Origin of the sequence: Agrobacterium sp. NPDC090283 (assembly GCF_044769685.1) — a bacterium.
Lineage (GTDB): Bacteria > Pseudomonadota > Alphaproteobacteria > Rhizobiales > Rhizobiaceae > Agrobacterium.
This window is the reverse complement of sequence record NZ_JBIVYG010000014.1, coordinates 99,953-115,569: the sequence shown is the minus strand read 5'-3', so window position 1 is coordinate 115,569 and position 15,617 is coordinate 99,953. Positions and strand designations below refer to the sequence as shown.

Below are 15,617 nucleotides of genomic sequence, written 5' to 3'. Positions count from 1 at the left end.
GATCGGCCGGAGCCTTCTCCGACAACCACAATCCGCCACGAACTCCCCTTCCCCCCTCTGCCTCCGGCCGCATCCGCCACCCTCACCGCTCTGCGCCGGCATCCTCTTCGTTGCCGGTCCCGGAAAAGCCCAGACAGCCGGCCAGAGAGGATCGTCTTGCGATGTTCCACGCCAGCGGCTCTCCGATCCATCAACCCGCCCTGCTTTCGGCGCACGGTCGCGAGTTCGGCGCCGAAGATTTCTGTAAGGCACTCGCGGGCAGGAAAGGCGGCCACAAGTTCGCCGTTACAAAAGCGCAAGTGCGCTTCGCCCAGGCGGCATGGCGCAACGTGATACGTCCGTTTCTAATCCGCGCACGAAGCTCGATATCGAGCGTCATTCTACCGAAATACCGGTTCGAAGGGTGAACTTTGGGGTTATGGCCAGCGTCCTTGGCTTGGAAGAACATTTCACTGGGAATCCCCATGTGGGCGCCTCGAAGCACCGTCACCACCAGTTCGACGCTATTCTTTTCAGTAACAGATTGGGTTCAAGCTGGAGATCGCCAGACTTGGTGGCGGTCATTTCTATGCCGCTGCGCTCCGCGTTATCGCTGAGAACCGTTTGATCTCATCACTTTTTGTCGTTCTGGACATTTCGTTGTTTCAATTCCGGGATATCTTCGGGGCCAAACGTTCCATTTGAGAGTGGCGGCTTCTGAACGGACTTGCCGTGCTCCATCTTCTGCCAATAACCCGCCGGAGGCCGGGCTACGTCATAGGCATCACAGGCTTTGGCCAAATGAATCGGGTCAAGCCCGTATTCCTGAGCGATTGTTCTCAGCGGCTTGGTCCAGACAAGGTTGTAGAGCTTGGCACGCGTTAATTCCGGCATGATAAAATATCACCTCTCCTTGCTATATATCATCATACGTCGATGCTTAACGACCGGCATTAACGTTGCTGAAATACCTTTCCATCCGTCCTCGATTCACCGGACCGAAAACCTGTTTATCAAAAACCCCACAAGCAATTGAATGGCAAGACCGGCGACGCCGACGCTGAGAAGATGTCCGGCAAGAACCAAAAAAATCGGTAGACAGAATGATCTTGTGAGAACCCGCGCTGTTGGAATAAAGCGACGCGCCGAGGACTGTAGGCTGTTCCCGCGTCCGTGATCTGGCGATATGACATTGATCAGTTCTATGGTGAGGTGCCCGCGATTTCTCTTCAGTTCTCTCATCCCGGCCGCAACTCCCTGCTCCCGGCGCTTCGCGCCAATGGAACGAGCGGGGATCAAGCCGGCATAGGCGTTTCAGGACCACTTAGCGAGATGTCATAAGTCTTAGGCTGGGGAGGTACGCCACGACGACAGCGATCATCTTGCTCCCATCGCCTCCGAAAGCAGACGAACACAAACCGCAGTTTTCTCATTCGCTGCCGAATGAATTCGAGATATCGAAGTGGTCTATGGTGCCAACCCGACTCCATATCGAGCACCGGTCTCCCAGAACCATTCCTGGTCGAGATTCAGTTCGCGGGACGTTTCCACGATAACTGATTCCGCGCGATCGAAGATCGCATAGCAGATCTCGGTATCATCGTGGCGCGCGTGATAGGCAATTCCATCTGCCCTGACAGGGTGCTCAAACAGCGCCTTTGACCAGGCTTGAGCCGCATCATAGGGAAGCCCCGAATGCGGGATTTCCGCCGTCGCCCCAACAATCGCAAGTCCCGGACCGGTCAGATCGATCAGCTTCAGCGACGACACAATTTCAAGCTGAACATATCCCTTGCGTTTCAAAAAGCCAGCATCGATCAGTGTGTTTCCTGGTGACCGCAAGAACGTCTCGGCAAACGCACCGTTAACGAGCTTCGCGACATAGAGCACGCCGTAAGAGCCATCGGGAGCGTTGAAGCGGCCAGTCCTGGATCGGTCAAAAAAGATGGGTTCGTATATAGCCGTATAGAAGCGATGGGTTTCACTCCCTGCGGGGAGTGAAACAATCATGGGAGCACGACTATGCAGGTCTGGCGGTGGCAGTGGGACGGTCACGCGCCCTGCTCACCGTAGCGGTTCGCCGCTTCGAGGACCAACGGAAGGTTCCCTTCTCGCAGGACCTCGATCGGCTTTCTCCCACCCAGGCGATCATCCGGCCGCGCAAGGAAGTTCAGCACCGCCCAGGGGCTTTCGACGGGCAGCGCGTCCTGTACCTCTTTGAGACCTGCCACCACACTACCGTCCCGCTTGAACTGAAGCGTCGGATAGCAGCGCCGGTTGCTCGGGCCGGGAACAGCCAGCAAACTTCCTTCTTGCACGCGCTTGTCCACCGCCTGGCGGGAAACCCCATGCAGGAGCGTTCTGACCTGCTCCAGATCGTAGGCGCCGCCCGCTGCCTTTAGATCGTTCTGTGCGATCCGAACGCCCTGAAGCACAGCCTGGCTGCGTGCGTCCGGTTCGAAAGCTGCCTTGTTGACCGTGCTGGTTGTCTCGGCACGTTCTTTGGCCCTGGCAAGTTGGCGCATTTTTCGAACAACCATGCTATTGCCGCGAAACCGCTTGCCGACGGTCCGGGCGACAGAGTTCGCCGTTTCCGGCTTCGAGGTCACGACGGCAAGCCGTGCGCCCGCAGGCAACTGGAATCCCGCAACCCCCTCGAAAGGGTTCGCATCCAGAACGAACATTGTCATGATGCCGTTCGGCGTCTTAGAGGTGGTTTTCGACGTCTTGGACTGGGTTCTCTGGGCCATGGCGGTTCTCCTGAAGAGAAGATGGCTACTTGAAGCAACTTTGTCAACTATGACAACTTAGAGCAGCCCGGTTTGGCTTGGCAGCCTCAACGGTCTTTCGTGGGATACCTATGGGAAAAAATACCCGGGAAGAGGTAAAGTGCGACAATTCAGGATCGGCGACACTGTTCTCATTGCAGCGCCGAACGACAGGTGAATGAGCATTACCTTCTGATCAAACCTTCGGCGCCGGAGGCAAGCGCGTCGCGAAAATAGATCTCACTCACCCGAAACCTTCCGTCAACACGCTTGCACTGGACGATGATATCAATCGCAATCGTCAGCATTTCGCGGATATCGTGCCGTTCGAGGTCACCACCGCCTTCCGACTCCTTCACCAGCAAGGTCAGTTGCTCGAAGGCGAGACGCGCCGAGTCGGCATGCACGGTCGTGATTGAACCGGGATGGCCGGAATTCACATTGCGAATGTAATAAAAGGCCGTGCCATCTCTAAGCTCCTGCAACAATATCCGGTCCGGACGCATACGCAGGCAGGATTCGAGGAGGTCCCTGGCGCCGATCTTGGCGGTCCCCTGGCCGCCCTTCGAATAGAAGAGACGGACGTGGTTGGGCTGCGGAATGACCAGTTCCGGCGTATCCTCAATGGAAATGATACGTTCGGTATCGGGGATATACTGGATCAACGCCTTGGATAGCGTCGTCTTGCCCGATCCAGTGGCCCCGGAAATAATGATGTTTTTCCTTGCCAGCACAGCTTCCCGGAGGAACTGTTTATGAGCGCCGGCCCGATATAGCTCCAACAACCGTCGGTCCGGTTGCCCGCCGCTCTCTTGCGTGCGGGCCACATCGGCGAACAGTCCCCCTTGGTCAAGATCGCCAAGGCTGAGCGACACCGAGGACGGTTTGCGAATGGTGACGCTGACGGTTTCCCTCGTCGTCGCGGGTGGGATCACGATCTGAATACGCTCGTCGTCGGGTAGGGTTGCCGACAGGATCGGCCGGGTTTCGTCGATCGATTGATTGGAGTAGCTCGCCACCGCCCGAGCGAGGCGCATCAGCCGGTCATAGGCAAGTTCCGGCATATCGTGGACCTGCCATCCGTTCGCTCCTTCGGTCACGACCTTGCCGGGCTTGTTGACGATGACCTCATAGAGCGCCTTGTCGCGAAGGAACTGCGACAGTGGCAGGAGCAGTTCACGCACGACACCGGAATCTGCAGCTTCAGTCATTGCAACACCTACTTCGTCACAAGCTTCGGGTCCGGGGCAAAGTCGCCGAGAACGGCGCGGTCATAGACGCGGTTGCGCGGTTCGGTGACGCGCAGCCGGTAGACGCTGGAAAAATCGAGATCGCGCGCCACGAAGATCGAAACGAGGCTTCCTTGATGTTTCATCAGGGTTGGCGGGATGTTGATCGATTGTTCGACGGCAATCGCCGCGGCCTGCTGACCGGCGCTCGTGGTGTTCTGCGCATCGACGTCGCTATCGCGCAATTGGCTGTTGGCATAGGAGGTGGCGTCGCCGACAATCGACAGCAGGATGGCGCTGCCGAACCGCTCCCACCAATGCGTATCGACGTAGCCATCCATGCCGGCACGACCCAGGGCGTCGGTGGCCGGCGACGCCAGCGTGATGATGACGCCTTGCGGGGTCTTCGCGCGGTTCCAGAGAACAAAGAGACGTTTCTGGCCGCGGCGAAGTCCACCGCGATACTCGCCGACCACCTGCGTGCCTTTCTCCATCAGCACGACACGGCCGTTGTCCGACAGGACATCGCGATTGATGACGCAGCTCGTAAAGCCCGGCTGGTCGGAGGAGAGCGCGGTCTCAAGCACACAAGGGATGGACGTTCCCATGGCGACGATGAAATCGCGGTTGCCGAGTGTGCCGGCGCGCGAACCCTGCAGTTGCGTCGGGGTCAGCATGCGGTTGAAGCGCTGATCCTCATTTTCACCCTGCCCCGTAAAGCTGCCCGGCGCGTTTGCGAGCGGGACATAGTTCGAGGCGGCATTGGTGTTCACATCATCTTGCTGGCGCTTGGCAGTCGGCGTCTTTTCCGCACCATAGGCCATCACGGGTGCGCGCCGCGCAGCATCGAGCAGCTTGTCGTCGTCGGTGGGCGCTTTCTCGGTGATGACGGGTGTCGGGAGCTGGACTTCGGCTGGCGTCGTCACCGGCTGAACCGGCTCCTTTGCGGGTTCGAAATCCGACGTCTGGCGGATGATCACCCGCTCCGGCAGCGCGCCATCCGGCGACTTTTTCTTCCCGCCCATCGACCAGAGGGCAAAGGCGACAAAGGCAACGATCGCGACCGCGACGGCGCCGCGCTTGAGGATCGGGTTGTTATCGATCCGCCGGCCGGTCGATGTCTCCGCACGCTCGCCGGGGATGCGGGTGGTTTCTTCGTCGGCCATGACACCTCCTATTGCACTGTGCCGGGCGCGGCCTTGACGACGCGCTCGACCGATGGTGACGTCGTATTCGTTTCGGGATTGATGCCGACGCGGTCATAGGCCTCGTTGAAGACGCAGAGGACATCGCTGCCCCGGCGCAGGATAAACTTGCGGCTGATAGCGTGGACCAGCACCAGATTGCCGTCAGCGGATTTCGGGACCAGGCTTTCGGTGCCGTCCGAATTCTCCATATAGATCGCCGGCATTTCCTGATTGCCGATAAAGGCGAAGGTCGTGACCTTGCCGTTGTCATAGACGGCCTGCGGTTCAAGCGCTTGCGCGCCTTGGGCGGAATACCGCCAGTTGCGGGGTCCATAGGCCTCGTGAAGAGACAGAACACTATCGGCTTCGCCTGCCTGTGCCGCCAGGGCGCGAGCGGCTGCGTCCTCTCTCCTCCGCTCCGCTTCATCGGCCGGATAGCGGTATTTTACATAGAAATAGGTATTCTGTCCGGCTTCGACGCTGCCGTCACGAACGGTCAATTCCATCTGGTAGCTGCGTGTCGAACCGTCCCGTCTGATCGTCACGACAGAGATATTCGTCACGGGCTGGTTTTCCCGGGGTTTAAGAAAAAGGATATTGCCGGCCGGCGCCACCTCCCATGCGACGCTGTTGCCGAGCGCGACATGGGCGATCTCCTCGTCGGCCGCGAATTCAACCTGCACCGACGAACGCAGCGTGCCGACCACGCGGGTGATGTTGTAGGGTTGGTAGTCGATAAACCGGACCCGGCCGTCCTGGGACGCACCGCGCGGGATTTCCAGGGCCGAGGTCATCGAGGAAAAGCCGGCGATCACGAAAAGAACGAGCAGAAATCTCTGTTTCAATTGATGGCCTCCGGATCGGCACGATATTCGCTGACGGCAAAGCCCAGAGGGTTGACCAGTCGGTCGGTGGAAGACATCGGGGCGTTGACATAGGAGAAGGTAAGGGTCGCAACCCAGTGCGTGGTGCGTACATCGTCACCGCGCGTGACGGTGCGCATGTATCGGACGGATGCCACATTGGCGTTGATCAGCGAGATCGATACGATATTGATCCGCGCGGTGGCGCTGCGGCCATAGGAGTTCTGCGGCGAATCCGGATTGCTGCCGCGATAGACGGCCGCAAAGCGGGACTGCTCAGCTTGAGTCGACAGGAGCGCCACCGTCCGGAAATTTTCCTCTCCCTCGCTCCAGACATAGCCTTCGCGGGCGCGAACATATCTGGCGGCGAAAAATTTCGTGACGGCTTCATCATAGGTGCCGGCAGTCGAGGTCAGCGCGGACACCACGTCGACGATCCCCGTCGAATTGTCGACCCGCACGACGAACGGCTCGACCGTTTTCAAAGGCGTGAGGCCGGCGATCGCAAAGACGGAGACGACGGCGACGACGCTGGCCGAGATCGCAACAAACCAGGCGATGCGGGCGGAGCGCTCGATCTGGATCAGCCGATCCTGATCGAACCGGCGCGCCTTATCGAAGTAGCTCTTGAGGCTGTCGGTGTTCACCATCTCAGTTTCCCTCACACGGACCGTAGGAGCCTGAAACATCGAAGTGTGCGAATGCAGCCGGCGTCACGGCGGCCGGTTGCTCGGCGTAAGGCACTGCGCGGCTCCCCGGGTTCTGATCGTTCACACTGGCAGGCTTCTGCAGCTTCCCCTTATCTTCCCACTGCCACATGGAGCGGTTCAGCGGACGCCGGGAATAGCCGTCACATTTGGGCAGTGGGTGGGAAATCGAGGCGCAAGCGGAAAGGCTTGCGGTCAGCAAAAGCGGCAGGAGAATACGAATCATCTAAAAATAACCTGTCCAAAGTCCTTGATATCGAGGCGGTCACTCCGCCCGGTTCGGAGCTAGCCGGCGGCCAACGGCTCGTGTTCCGCGGCCGGCCGCCCTGACCGTGTGCGAGGCCGCCCAGGCGAGCGTGCTTTCGTGCGCATCACGGGCGGCGCCATAGCCATAGGTCAGTGACGCGCCGCCGGCGGCGAGCGCCGAGGCAATGCCGGGCAATTGATAGAAGACATAAAGAGCCGCGATGCAGATGGCGCAGAGCGCGATCGGACGCATAAGAACATCGCTATAACCCTCGATTGCCGTGAAGGTCGTGTCGATGCAGGTGATCAGCAGCGAGCCGATGGCAACGACCAGCACCTGCAGGATGACGAAGTTCGCAAGCTGACCAATCCAGGATTCCGTAAACCGGCGCGTCGACTGGAACATGGCGAGTGCGATGAAGATCGGCCCAATCGCGAGGATGATCGCGAGTGCCAGACGGGCATAAAGCGAGACAATGTAGCCGATCGCCGCGACGAGGAAGCTTGCGCCGATCACCAGCATACCGCCAACGCCGGTCACGATATCGACCGGCCAGGAGGCGCGGGACCATATCTCATAAGCGCACTTCTGGCCCTTATCCAGAAGGCTGTCGAAGGTCGATGCGCTCGGGGATGTTCCCGAGTTCAGCGCCTCCGCGATCTCCTTCGGCAGGGTGTCGAAAAAGATGTTGGTGACGTAGGTCTGGTAGTCGCTGGCGTTGCGTACCAGCATGACGATAATGGCGAGTTTTATGGCCCGGAAGGCGAATTCCAGGATTGGCTCCTGCACCGAGCCGCGCAGCACGAGATAGCCATAGAGCACGACATAGAGCGTCAGCGCCGCCGTAAGCGGACCACTGACCCAGTTGGCGATGTTCGAGGTGCCGGTGGAAATGAAGTTTTCGAGTGGCGCCTTGAACTGCCCGTCGACAAAGCTGAACACCTGATACATTGGTCAGCCTCCGAGCGACTTGCGCATGCGCTCGAGACGGAGCTTGCCGTCGGCGGCTTCGGAGTTGCGGCAACTGGCTGTGTCGCGGAGTTCACCGGGATTGTTTCGGCATTCCCCGATGATTTTCGTCAACAAGGCCTCGTCGGCGGCCAGTTCGTTGACGGTGTAGACCTTCTCCTTCTCCGGAGAGCAGGCCGACAGAAGAAGCACTGCCGCACCAGAAATGAACCACCTCATTTGAGCGCCGCTCCCATGGTGTCCATGCGCTGGCGCCAGTCTTCGGCCTTGCGTTGCTCGTCGACCTGCACCTGCGCCTGCTGGACCATTTGCAGGCCCTGCATGCGAAGGACATCGGTTTGCAGGAAGGCGGACTCGGCCTGCAGGCGCGCCTGCAGATCGGCGATGTCCTTGGTGTCGGCGGCACTGGAGATTTTCTGACGAAGCTCATCGATGCCATCGATGCGCTTGGTGGCGGCGTCATAGATCTGCTGACCGAGACTCATCTGTCCGGCATTCTTGTTCTGCACACGTGAGAGTTCCTGCGCGTAGAAATCGTTCGCGTTGGTGCGGTAGGTGGAATTGCCCTCAAGGAATTTCGCAGCGGAGTCGCCGAAGACACCGCTCCCGGATCCCGTAAACAGGCTTTCGATGGCATTGAAGTCCTGCGGGAGCGCTTTGCGGATAGAGGAATCGTTCAGCATGCTGGCGACATCGGCCATGTTGGTGATCTTGTTCAGCGAGCCGTAAAGCTGCTGCGCCTGCGTAATCTGCTGGTTCAGCGCATCGAGCTGTGATTTAAGCTGGGCGATGCTCTCGATCTGTTTGGCGATCGCCGCCTGATCGGTAACGGGAATGCCCTGGGCATCCGCGAGACCGACCGACGCCAGCAGCGTGACGGTTACCAAAACGAGCCCTGTCCTGCCGTTGCGGATCATGAAGTCCTCCTTCTTTGCTGGAACAGGGTCAGCCAATCCCCGCCCTCTTCGCCGAGTTCAGCGCGGATGGTGTCCGCCAGTTCAACATTTGCCGTACGGCCCGACAGGATCGCGAGTTCGTCGTCGAAACCATTCAGATTGAGTTCGGCAACCACGCTGTTGTGGCCCTGCTTGACGATGAAGCGACGGCTTTCGACCGAAAGCTCGCGCGAGATCAATTCGAATTCGCGCTCGGTGAGCTTGAAGCCGTCGACATAATCGGCGTGGTCGCCGCGCGGATTGGGCAGGAAAATCTGCGTCGGGCATTGTTCGATGATCGTATGGGCGATCGGCGAGACGATGGCGTCACGCGGGCTCTGGGTCGCAAACAGCATGAGACCGTTTTGCTTGCGGATCGTCTTGAGCTTGTTCTGGGCGAGATCGCGGAAGCCTTCGTCCTGCAGCGCCTTCCAGAACTCATCGATAACGATGATGATGCGGCGGCCGTCGATCAGCCGCTCGATACGGTAGAACAGATAGGCCATAAGCGGCGTGCGGATTTCCTCGTTGTCGAGGAAATCAGTCATGTCGTAACCGATGAACTGGGCGCCGATCCCGATATCGTCGAGATCGTTGTCGAAGACCCAGCCGAGCAGCCCTCCCCTCTCCCATCGCCGCAGCCGCGAGGCAATGCCTTCAGGATCGGTATTGTTGAGGAAGGTGCGAAGGGCGCCGATGGAGCGGCGCTCGACGGGAAGGTCCGCCAGACCGTCGACGGCTGAAGCGATATCGCGCAGCTCGCTGACATTCAGTTCCCGTGTCGCCGCTCCCGCCAGCTTGCCGATCCAGCGGGTGAGAAATATCCTGTTTTCTGGCGTCAGATCAAGCGCCTTCAGCGGCGCGCAGCCGGTCGGCACACCATTCCTGAGCGGTAGATAGGTGCCGCCGACGGCACGAACGAACAGATCCGCACCCCGGTCCTTGTCGAAGAACACCATATGTGGATCATGCTTTTCGAGCTGTGAGAGCATGAAGTTGAGCAGCACCGTCTTGCCCGCGCCCGATGGGCCGCAGACAAAGGTGTTACCGAGATCGCTGTGATGAAAATTGAAATAGAATGGCGAGCCGGACGCGGTCTTCAACATGGCGACCGCCGGTCCCCATTCGTTGCCGTCCTTCTGGCCGGTCGGGTAGGAATGATAGGGCGAGAGGGCCGCGAAGTTTCGCGAGCTAATCGCACCCGAGCGCGCGCGATAACGGAGATTGCCCGGCAGTTGCGCCCACCAGGCGGCCTCGAGCCCCAGATCCTCGCGGGCGACGACAGCGCCGCCGTTGGTCAGATGGGCGCGTGCCTTCGCCATATGGTCGGTGAGTTCCTTGACTGTCGGGGCGAAGACGGCGAGGCCGAGGTGGTGCTCGCCTATCACGAACCGGTTGGATTCGAGATCGTCCATCGCCTCGCCGAGTTCCTCGATCTGCGAGGCGGCCTTGTCGACGGCGCTGACCATCTGGTTCTGTTTGCGGCCCATGATCGTGCGGGCGTCCGCCTTGGACGTAAAGGCAAAGGACTGCGTCAGGACAAGTTCGAACGGCGCGGTCAGGATGCCATCGAGCATGCCGCTGCGCGTGGTTGCCGGATACTCCTTGAAGCCGAACATGCCGGCATAGCGGGTTTCCGCCTCATGGCGTATCTCGACGGTCTCGCGCCCGAAGATCACCCGGTCCGAGTAGATCGCCGATGAAATCCGCCCCTCCGTCAGGGGCAAAGGCTCGCGCCGCCCGCCGACAAGCTGGTGGAGAAACTCGCTCGGTTCAGAGAACAGAATCCCGTCATGCTCCTGGAGCGACAGGATGCGGGGCGCGAAGCGCTTCAGCCCGGCGACAACGTCGATCACCTTGTCTTGCACGTGTTTGAGCGCCGCTTGGTCCAACTCGATGCCGGAGCGACGCGCCATGCGCAGTCGGGAAAGGAGATTGGCTGCCTTCTCGGCGGGATCGCGGCTCGGATACCAGACAAGGGTGAGATAGAGATCGTTGCGGAACAGGTCTTCGTGCACCATCCGCTCACAGTACTTGGCATTGAGACCATCGGAGAAACGATTGGCGAAGTGCCCTTCGGGATAATCGTTGTCACGTCGGCGGATGACATGCGTCCAGAGCGCCAATCGCTCGTCGGCGATATTGCGGTAGAGCGTGTTCAGGCTGCGATGCAGGCCATTGAGATCGAGAACATCAGCGGTTTCAAAGGAAACGCCCTCGAGTACGAGCACGGTCATCAGGGAACGGGACTCGAGCGCTATGGTGGTTTCGTCGACGTGACGTAGATAGGGGATGAAGGTCTCCGGCCCAAGTTCGCGGGACCGTAGCGTCGCAAGGCTAGGCAAGGCTCAGGTCCCTTTCGTCGTAGCACCGGACAAGCTTCAATGGCGAGAGCGTCGCGCCACCCCAATAGGCGGCGTTGCGGGAACGGCCGCGGGTCTCGATCCAGGCAATGAGGATACGGAACATGTTGTGGTCGTGTTTGACGAGCGCCCGGAACACGAGGTGGAAGATGATGCCGACGAGCGCATAGGCGATCGATCCCGCGGTGATATAGAGGATGGTGGTCAGCATGATGTTGATGCCCATCGCTTCCATGGTCACGCCGGCGATCATCGCCGGGCGGGTGCAGGCCAGGAACAAGGTGTCTTCCTCAAGGACGGGAGTGCTCGCCATGAATGTCAGCCGCCAACGATGGTGTTGACCAGCTCGGTGGCCCCGAAAATGCCGCCGATACCGATGATCCAGAAACCGGCCTTCCTCAGATCCATATAGCCGAACATCCAGGCGATGCAGATGATGATCACGGCGATGATCGCGAGCAGACGGGCGATATTACCGGTGAGCATCGTGACGATGTTCTGCAGCACGGTTTCGATGCCGGCGGACTGGGCAAAAGCCGGTTCAGCGAGGCAGGCAACGATGGCAATGGCCATCAGCGCGGACGCTGCAAGGGGACGAAGGCTGGTTCTGGAGATCATTCATTCTGCTCCGATCGGTCATTCTGAAAAACAAGAACAGAAGAGAGCCGTCTGGAACGGAATACGTCCCATGATGCGGTTTCTTCGGCTCGCGTGACTTGTTCAGGGACTGGCTGTGCCAGTTGGTTTTGAGCCTGTTCCTCGGCCGCCGCCTCGTGGGCAATTGGCCCGGCCGGTCCGCCAATCGTGAGCGATGCAAGTTTCGGGGAGAGGCGCCTCACCTCGTTGCGCACCTGCTCGTCATACCGGACCATTTCTCCGACCGAAGGGTCATCCCGCCCGTACCAGGACTGGAGCATCACCGTTTCGGCCCGCGCGGGACCAGCACCGAAACGCAAGGCGAGACGGTAATAGCCATCGAGAAGCGTGGCGGTTGCCTTGAGGTTCAGACACGGATCGAAGGCGTCAGAAACGGAAAGGTTCAGTTTCCGAAGTTCCTCGACACCGATCCCGCCAAGTCCGATCTGGATATCCTGGTGGTCGGCTATCAGGGACGTTGCCACCTCAATCGCTTCGGCCTTGCTGGCGGGCTGTGCAGGAAGCGGCATGCCGCTATTGATGCGGATGTTGAAGGGAAGGAACCTGCTCTCCAGGCTGACGACGGCGGCCGGCGTTTCCACCTTGACCATCGGCGCACAGTTCTGCGCGATATCGACGAAAGCGGCGCTCATCGCTCAATACCAGACACGCTGCTTGCCGACGCCATCGATCGTGACATCGATATAGTGCGGCTGCGATCGCACGTTGGGACGCACGATCGGGTAACCCATGCACTGGAGCCGGCCATCCTGTCGCTGCCACCGTGCTGACAGGACCGAGCCGGAGTTGCCGCTGTCATTGTCACGGCCGGAAGAGCAAAGCGAGCCGTCTACCCGCTGGAGGGCGGTTGAAACGCAGGTCGCCTGTTCACCGCGAGATCCGTAGCTGCTCGAAAGGCGATAACCTTCATTGCAATAATATGGCTCGTAGCCGGGCCGGGAACTGTGAAACCCGACGCCGCTGCAGGTCGGAAACGAATGACCCTTGGCAAGCGCGCGCCAGAGTTTTTGGATCGGGGGCCGGCATTCCGCAAACTGGGTTGCACCACCGGGGTTGGAAAGGCACAGGATAACCTGGCAACCCCAGTCATCAGCTCGCGCATTGCCGTTGGAAATCAGATAAGATGGCAGCAAGAACGACATAGACAGCAAACTACTGAGCAGAAGGTTTTTCATGGACTTGGCCCTCCGGAACAATGACAGCGCGCTACGGCAACAATGTCCGGCAGGAGCGCAACGCAATTTTACTATCGTATATAACACAGTTAAATAACATGACAAGAGCGCTCAAGACACAATTGCACAACCTTGCCTTCTCCGGACTGATCCTCCACGAGATCCTCGACCATCCATTGGAAGACGAAACGCCACAGGCGCGGCTGAAGGAGATCGGCATGATGACGATCCTTTACACGATGAGCCAGGGCCACCAGAAGCTAACCCTTTCCAATGTCGTTGAAATTACCGGATTGACGCGAAGCGGTGCAAAGGAGACGGTGGATCTTCTCGTCAAGCGGGGAATGCTGAATGAAACCATGGGTACGAATTCCATGGGGCGGGGAACCGCACGTCAGTTCGAGATATCCGAAGACCTTCTAAAGAAGCTGAGCGCCTTCGAAAGCTGAATGTGCTTTTCCGATTAAACTAACTTTTTTCGACACAATCGTCTATGGAAGCGAGTCAACCGCTCGCAAAAGCACGAGCGCAGGTGGCGACTCTCAAGAGCAGGATTGGGCTCTTGAACACACCGGGTCTCGGTACAATCGAGAAGGAGCAAACCCGCGACATACGGTAAAGGATAATGGCCTTCTCACGGAAGGATATCGGACGTCTTGCCACGGGCGCGGCGCAAACGCACATCTTGCCCATCGCATAGCTGCAATGCACAATAAATGATTGCGCATTGCACATATAGCAGGCATTTTGATCGTAGCTGACGCACTTGATGGTCTCTCCCAGTGCCATCGTGTCAGCTGTTCCCCTCTGGAGGTTATTGACCTTCACATTTTACAGGGCCCTGGTTGACCAGTGGCCCTATTTTTTTGCTGTCGCATCGGCTGGCCCTTTGAAGGCACAAAAGTGGCCGTACTTGAAAACGAGCCTCTGGTGATGTAGGTTATATCACAATAGATAACCGAAATATCCGGAGCATCGAAATGGCTGCCACCAATGGTCTTCGCGTCTATGATGGCGCTGAATTCGCCCACGCGCTGCAGGTTGAGATGGATTCGGCTTCCGGCGAGAAGAAGTCGAACGCCGGTGGACACCCGCTGAAACATAAGCTGACAGGAAAACAGCGTGTGTCTTCCATCGGCGCGAAACTTCGCAGGGCAATGGCGAGTGCAATGCACTCCACGCCGGAAACCGATGTAGATGACATGATGGTCGTGCTGGTCGACACCCCAAACCAGGCGGTTCGGGAAACCATCCGCGATATCGTCGAGCATGTCCCGGCCATCCTCGAAGCCCGGCAAAGCAAACTGACCGATGACGCGATCGACGCGCTGGTTTCGGTCTATATGCGCACGCCCCCCAATGCCGAGGTCGAGAGGCTGCTCTATGACAGCAATGCGAAGGCTAGAGCCCGGTTTTTTGGGGAGTGGCCAAGCTTTACCAGCAAAGATCTGGCGGAGGTGGCCGGACATGGTTCCAAGAACAAGAGCATGACCGCCTCGCGTTGGAAGATGAAAGGCAAGGTCTTCTCGATCAGGCATGGCGGCGTCGAGTATTTCCCGGCCTTCCAGTTTGAGGAAGGGCAGCCGATTGAAGCTGTCGCCAAAGTGCTCACCCTGCTTGGTGAGAAAAAGTCCGGCTGGCAATTGGCATTCTGGTTTACCTCGCCGAATGGATGGCTTGCCGGCACGCGCCCGGTCGACGTCCTGAAAGACGGCGATGTGGTGGTGTCGGTGGCGGCTCGTGAGGCGGAAAATATCGCCGGATGATTTCCCCGCCGCCATCACCCTTCCCCGCCTCGAACTCACACGAGATCAAGGCGGGAACGAGATTCCACAGGGTTCATGATCAGCGTTTTGAAAGCTGCTCTTTCAACCCTGGAAAGGGTCGTCCAGGCCGGTTTGCGCCGCTATTCCTGGGCACCGGTCCAATCCCGACGCAATATCTCGCGACCGACTACGAGTGCGCGGTTCACGAGACGATTTTTCACGACGTGCCGATTGACGAGCCGAACAAGACCGTCGGCGTCGACAATATCAAACCGCTCGCCCATTCGCTCATCGAGTTGAAGCGCGATCTCGTTCTGGTTCCGCTTTTTGCTCCTGATCTGGCCAAGTGGAGCGTGAGCAGGGCCGACCTCATCGACACGACGGCCGCTGATTATCACATCACTGCTCAATGGGCGCTGGCCATTCATCAAAGCAGGCCGGACGTAGACGGTCTCATCTGGACCTCGAAGCGCTGCGATCCACAGCAGGCCATAATCTTGTTCGGAGATCGCGTCGCCGAAACCGATCTGCATGGGATCAGCAATGTCCCGATCTACTCGGACGTTGGAGAAATGCGGCAGCTCGCTACGTTTGCCGCGCGTGTCGATATCACCCTCGTGCTGTAATTGGACAGCGGTTGTTCACGCACTTCCCAGCGCGTGGGTCTCAGGAGATGGTTCTTGTCCCTTGCCATCGCGTCATTGCGTCATTGCGAAATGAAAAGCGTCTCGCCGTGCGAAATCCATCGACGGTGACCTTTCCCGCAGAAGCT

Annotated in this window: 20 protein-coding genes; 4 read left to right on the top strand and 16 right to left on the bottom strand. The window is 58.9% G+C overall.

What is annotated here, in order from left to right:
- The first annotated feature begins 161 nt into the window (after positions 1 to 161).
- Positions 162 to 407, top strand: a complete 246-nt coding sequence (locus ACIQUH_RS19510) for a hypothetical protein (protein WP_400817952.1) — start codon at positions 162 to 164, stop codon at positions 405 to 407.
- A gap of 205 nt (positions 408 to 612) precedes the next feature.
- On the opposite strand, the gene ACIQUH_RS19505 is transcribed toward ACIQUH_RS19510, so the two are convergent.
- The 16 genes from ACIQUH_RS19505 to ACIQUH_RS19430 all read right to left on the bottom strand — a co-directional run bounded on the left by ACIQUH_RS19505 (position 613) and on the right by ACIQUH_RS19430 (position 13,079).
- Positions 613 to 873 carry a hypothetical protein gene (locus ACIQUH_RS19505; RefSeq protein ID WP_400817950.1) on the bottom strand — a complete coding sequence of 87 codons (261 nt, stop codon included), beginning with the start codon at positions 871 to 873 and terminating at the stop codon, positions 613 to 615.
- 573 nt (positions 874 to 1,446) lie between these two features.
- The gene (locus ACIQUH_RS19500) at positions 1,447 to 1,989 is read right to left on the bottom strand and encodes an RES family NAD+ phosphorylase (RefSeq protein ID WP_400817948.1); all 543 of its coding nucleotides are present in this window, start codon (positions 1,987 to 1,989) and stop codon (positions 1,447 to 1,449) included.
- Positions 1,990 to 2,030: 41 nt separating this feature from the next.
- Positions 2,031 to 2,729, bottom strand: coding sequence for a hypothetical protein (locus tag ACIQUH_RS19495; protein ID WP_400817946.1), 699 nt, complete (start codon positions 2,727 to 2,729; stop codon positions 2,031 to 2,033).
- 203 nt (positions 2,730 to 2,932) lie between these two features.
- Positions 2,933 to 3,958 (bottom strand): P-type DNA transfer ATPase VirB11, encoded by a 1,026-nt coding sequence (gene virB11, locus ACIQUH_RS19490; RefSeq protein WP_400817944.1) that lies wholly within the window; start codon positions 3,956 to 3,958, stop codon positions 2,933 to 2,935.
- Positions 3,959 to 3,966: 8 nt separating this feature from the next.
- Positions 3,967 to 5,142, bottom strand: a complete 1,176-nt coding sequence (gene virB10 / locus ACIQUH_RS19485; protein WP_400817942.1) for a type IV secretion system protein VirB10 — start codon at positions 5,140 to 5,142, stop codon at positions 3,967 to 3,969.
- An 8-nt stretch (positions 5,143 to 5,150) separates the two neighbouring features.
- Positions 5,151 to 6,008: a P-type conjugative transfer protein VirB9 gene (gene virB9, locus ACIQUH_RS19480; RefSeq protein WP_400817940.1), complete on the bottom strand. Its 858-nt coding sequence runs from the start codon at positions 6,006 to 6,008 to the stop codon at positions 5,151 to 5,153.
- Positions 6,005 to 6,676 (bottom strand): virB8 family protein, encoded by a 672-nt coding sequence (locus tag ACIQUH_RS19475; protein ID WP_400817938.1) that lies wholly within the window; start codon positions 6,674 to 6,676, stop codon positions 6,005 to 6,007. The genes virB9 and ACIQUH_RS19475 overlap by 4 nt, the downstream gene beginning before the upstream one ends.
- A 1-nt stretch (position 6,677) precedes the next feature.
- Positions 6,678 to 6,959, bottom strand: coding sequence for a hypothetical protein (locus ACIQUH_RS19470; RefSeq protein ID WP_400817936.1), 282 nt, complete (start codon positions 6,957 to 6,959; stop codon positions 6,678 to 6,680).
- A gap of 39 nt (positions 6,960 to 6,998) precedes the next feature.
- Positions 6,999 to 7,931 (bottom strand): type IV secretion system protein, encoded by a 933-nt coding sequence (locus tag ACIQUH_RS19465; protein WP_400817934.1) that lies wholly within the window; start codon positions 7,929 to 7,931, stop codon positions 6,999 to 7,001.
- 3 nt (positions 7,932 to 7,934) lie between these two features.
- Positions 7,935 to 8,168 carry an EexN family lipoprotein gene (locus tag ACIQUH_RS19460; protein ID WP_400817932.1) on the bottom strand — a complete coding sequence of 78 codons (234 nt, stop codon included), beginning with the start codon at positions 8,166 to 8,168 and terminating at the stop codon, positions 7,935 to 7,937.
- Positions 8,165 to 8,866, bottom strand: coding sequence for a P-type DNA transfer protein VirB5 (gene virB5, locus ACIQUH_RS19455; RefSeq protein WP_400817930.1), 702 nt, complete (start codon positions 8,864 to 8,866; stop codon positions 8,165 to 8,167). Before virB5 ends, ACIQUH_RS19460 begins: the two co-directional genes overlap by 4 nt.
- On the bottom strand, positions 8,863 to 11,229 hold the full coding sequence (locus tag ACIQUH_RS19450; RefSeq protein ID WP_400817928.1) for a VirB4 family type IV secretion/conjugal transfer ATPase: 2,367 nt from the start codon (positions 11,227 to 11,229) through the stop codon (positions 8,863 to 8,865). Before ACIQUH_RS19450 ends, virB5 begins: the two co-directional genes overlap by 4 nt.
- Positions 11,222 to 11,560: a type IV secretion system protein VirB3 gene (locus ACIQUH_RS19445; protein WP_400817926.1), complete on the bottom strand. Its 339-nt coding sequence runs from the start codon at positions 11,558 to 11,560 to the stop codon at positions 11,222 to 11,224. Before ACIQUH_RS19445 ends, ACIQUH_RS19450 begins: the two co-directional genes overlap by 8 nt.
- 5 nt (positions 11,561 to 11,565) lie before the next feature.
- Positions 11,566 to 11,865, bottom strand: coding sequence for a TrbC/VirB2 family protein (locus ACIQUH_RS19440; protein WP_400817924.1), 300 nt, complete (start codon positions 11,863 to 11,865; stop codon positions 11,566 to 11,568).
- Positions 11,862 to 12,536: a type IV secretion system protein VirB1 gene (locus ACIQUH_RS19435; RefSeq protein ID WP_400817922.1), complete on the bottom strand. Its 675-nt coding sequence runs from the start codon at positions 12,534 to 12,536 to the stop codon at positions 11,862 to 11,864. Before ACIQUH_RS19435 ends, ACIQUH_RS19440 begins: the two co-directional genes overlap by 4 nt.
- A 3-nt stretch (positions 12,537 to 12,539) precedes the next feature.
- Positions 12,540 to 13,079 carry a hypothetical protein gene (locus ACIQUH_RS19430; RefSeq protein ID WP_400817920.1) on the bottom strand — a complete coding sequence of 180 codons (540 nt, stop codon included), beginning with the start codon at positions 13,077 to 13,079 and terminating at the stop codon, positions 12,540 to 12,542.
- A 98-nt stretch (positions 13,080 to 13,177) separates the two neighbouring features.
- Here ACIQUH_RS19430 and ACIQUH_RS19425 point away from each other — a divergent pair, with 98 nt between their 5' ends.
- The 3 genes from ACIQUH_RS19425 (at position 13,178) to ACIQUH_RS19415 (ending at position 15,471) form a co-directional block, all read left to right on the top strand.
- Complete coding sequence (locus ACIQUH_RS19425; RefSeq protein WP_107327867.1) at positions 13,178 to 13,528, top strand: MarR family transcriptional regulator; 351 nt, start codon at positions 13,178 to 13,180, stop codon at positions 13,526 to 13,528.
- A gap of 531 nt (positions 13,529 to 14,059) precedes the next feature.
- Positions 14,060 to 14,845, top strand: a complete 786-nt coding sequence (locus ACIQUH_RS19420; protein ID WP_400817918.1) for a hypothetical protein — start codon at positions 14,060 to 14,062, stop codon at positions 14,843 to 14,845.
- Complete coding sequence (locus tag ACIQUH_RS19415; protein WP_400817916.1) at positions 14,842 to 15,471, top strand: RES family NAD+ phosphorylase; 630 nt, start codon at positions 14,842 to 14,844, stop codon at positions 15,469 to 15,471. Before ACIQUH_RS19420 ends, ACIQUH_RS19415 begins: the two co-directional genes overlap by 4 nt.
- Positions 15,472 to 15,617: the final 146 nt, after the last annotated feature.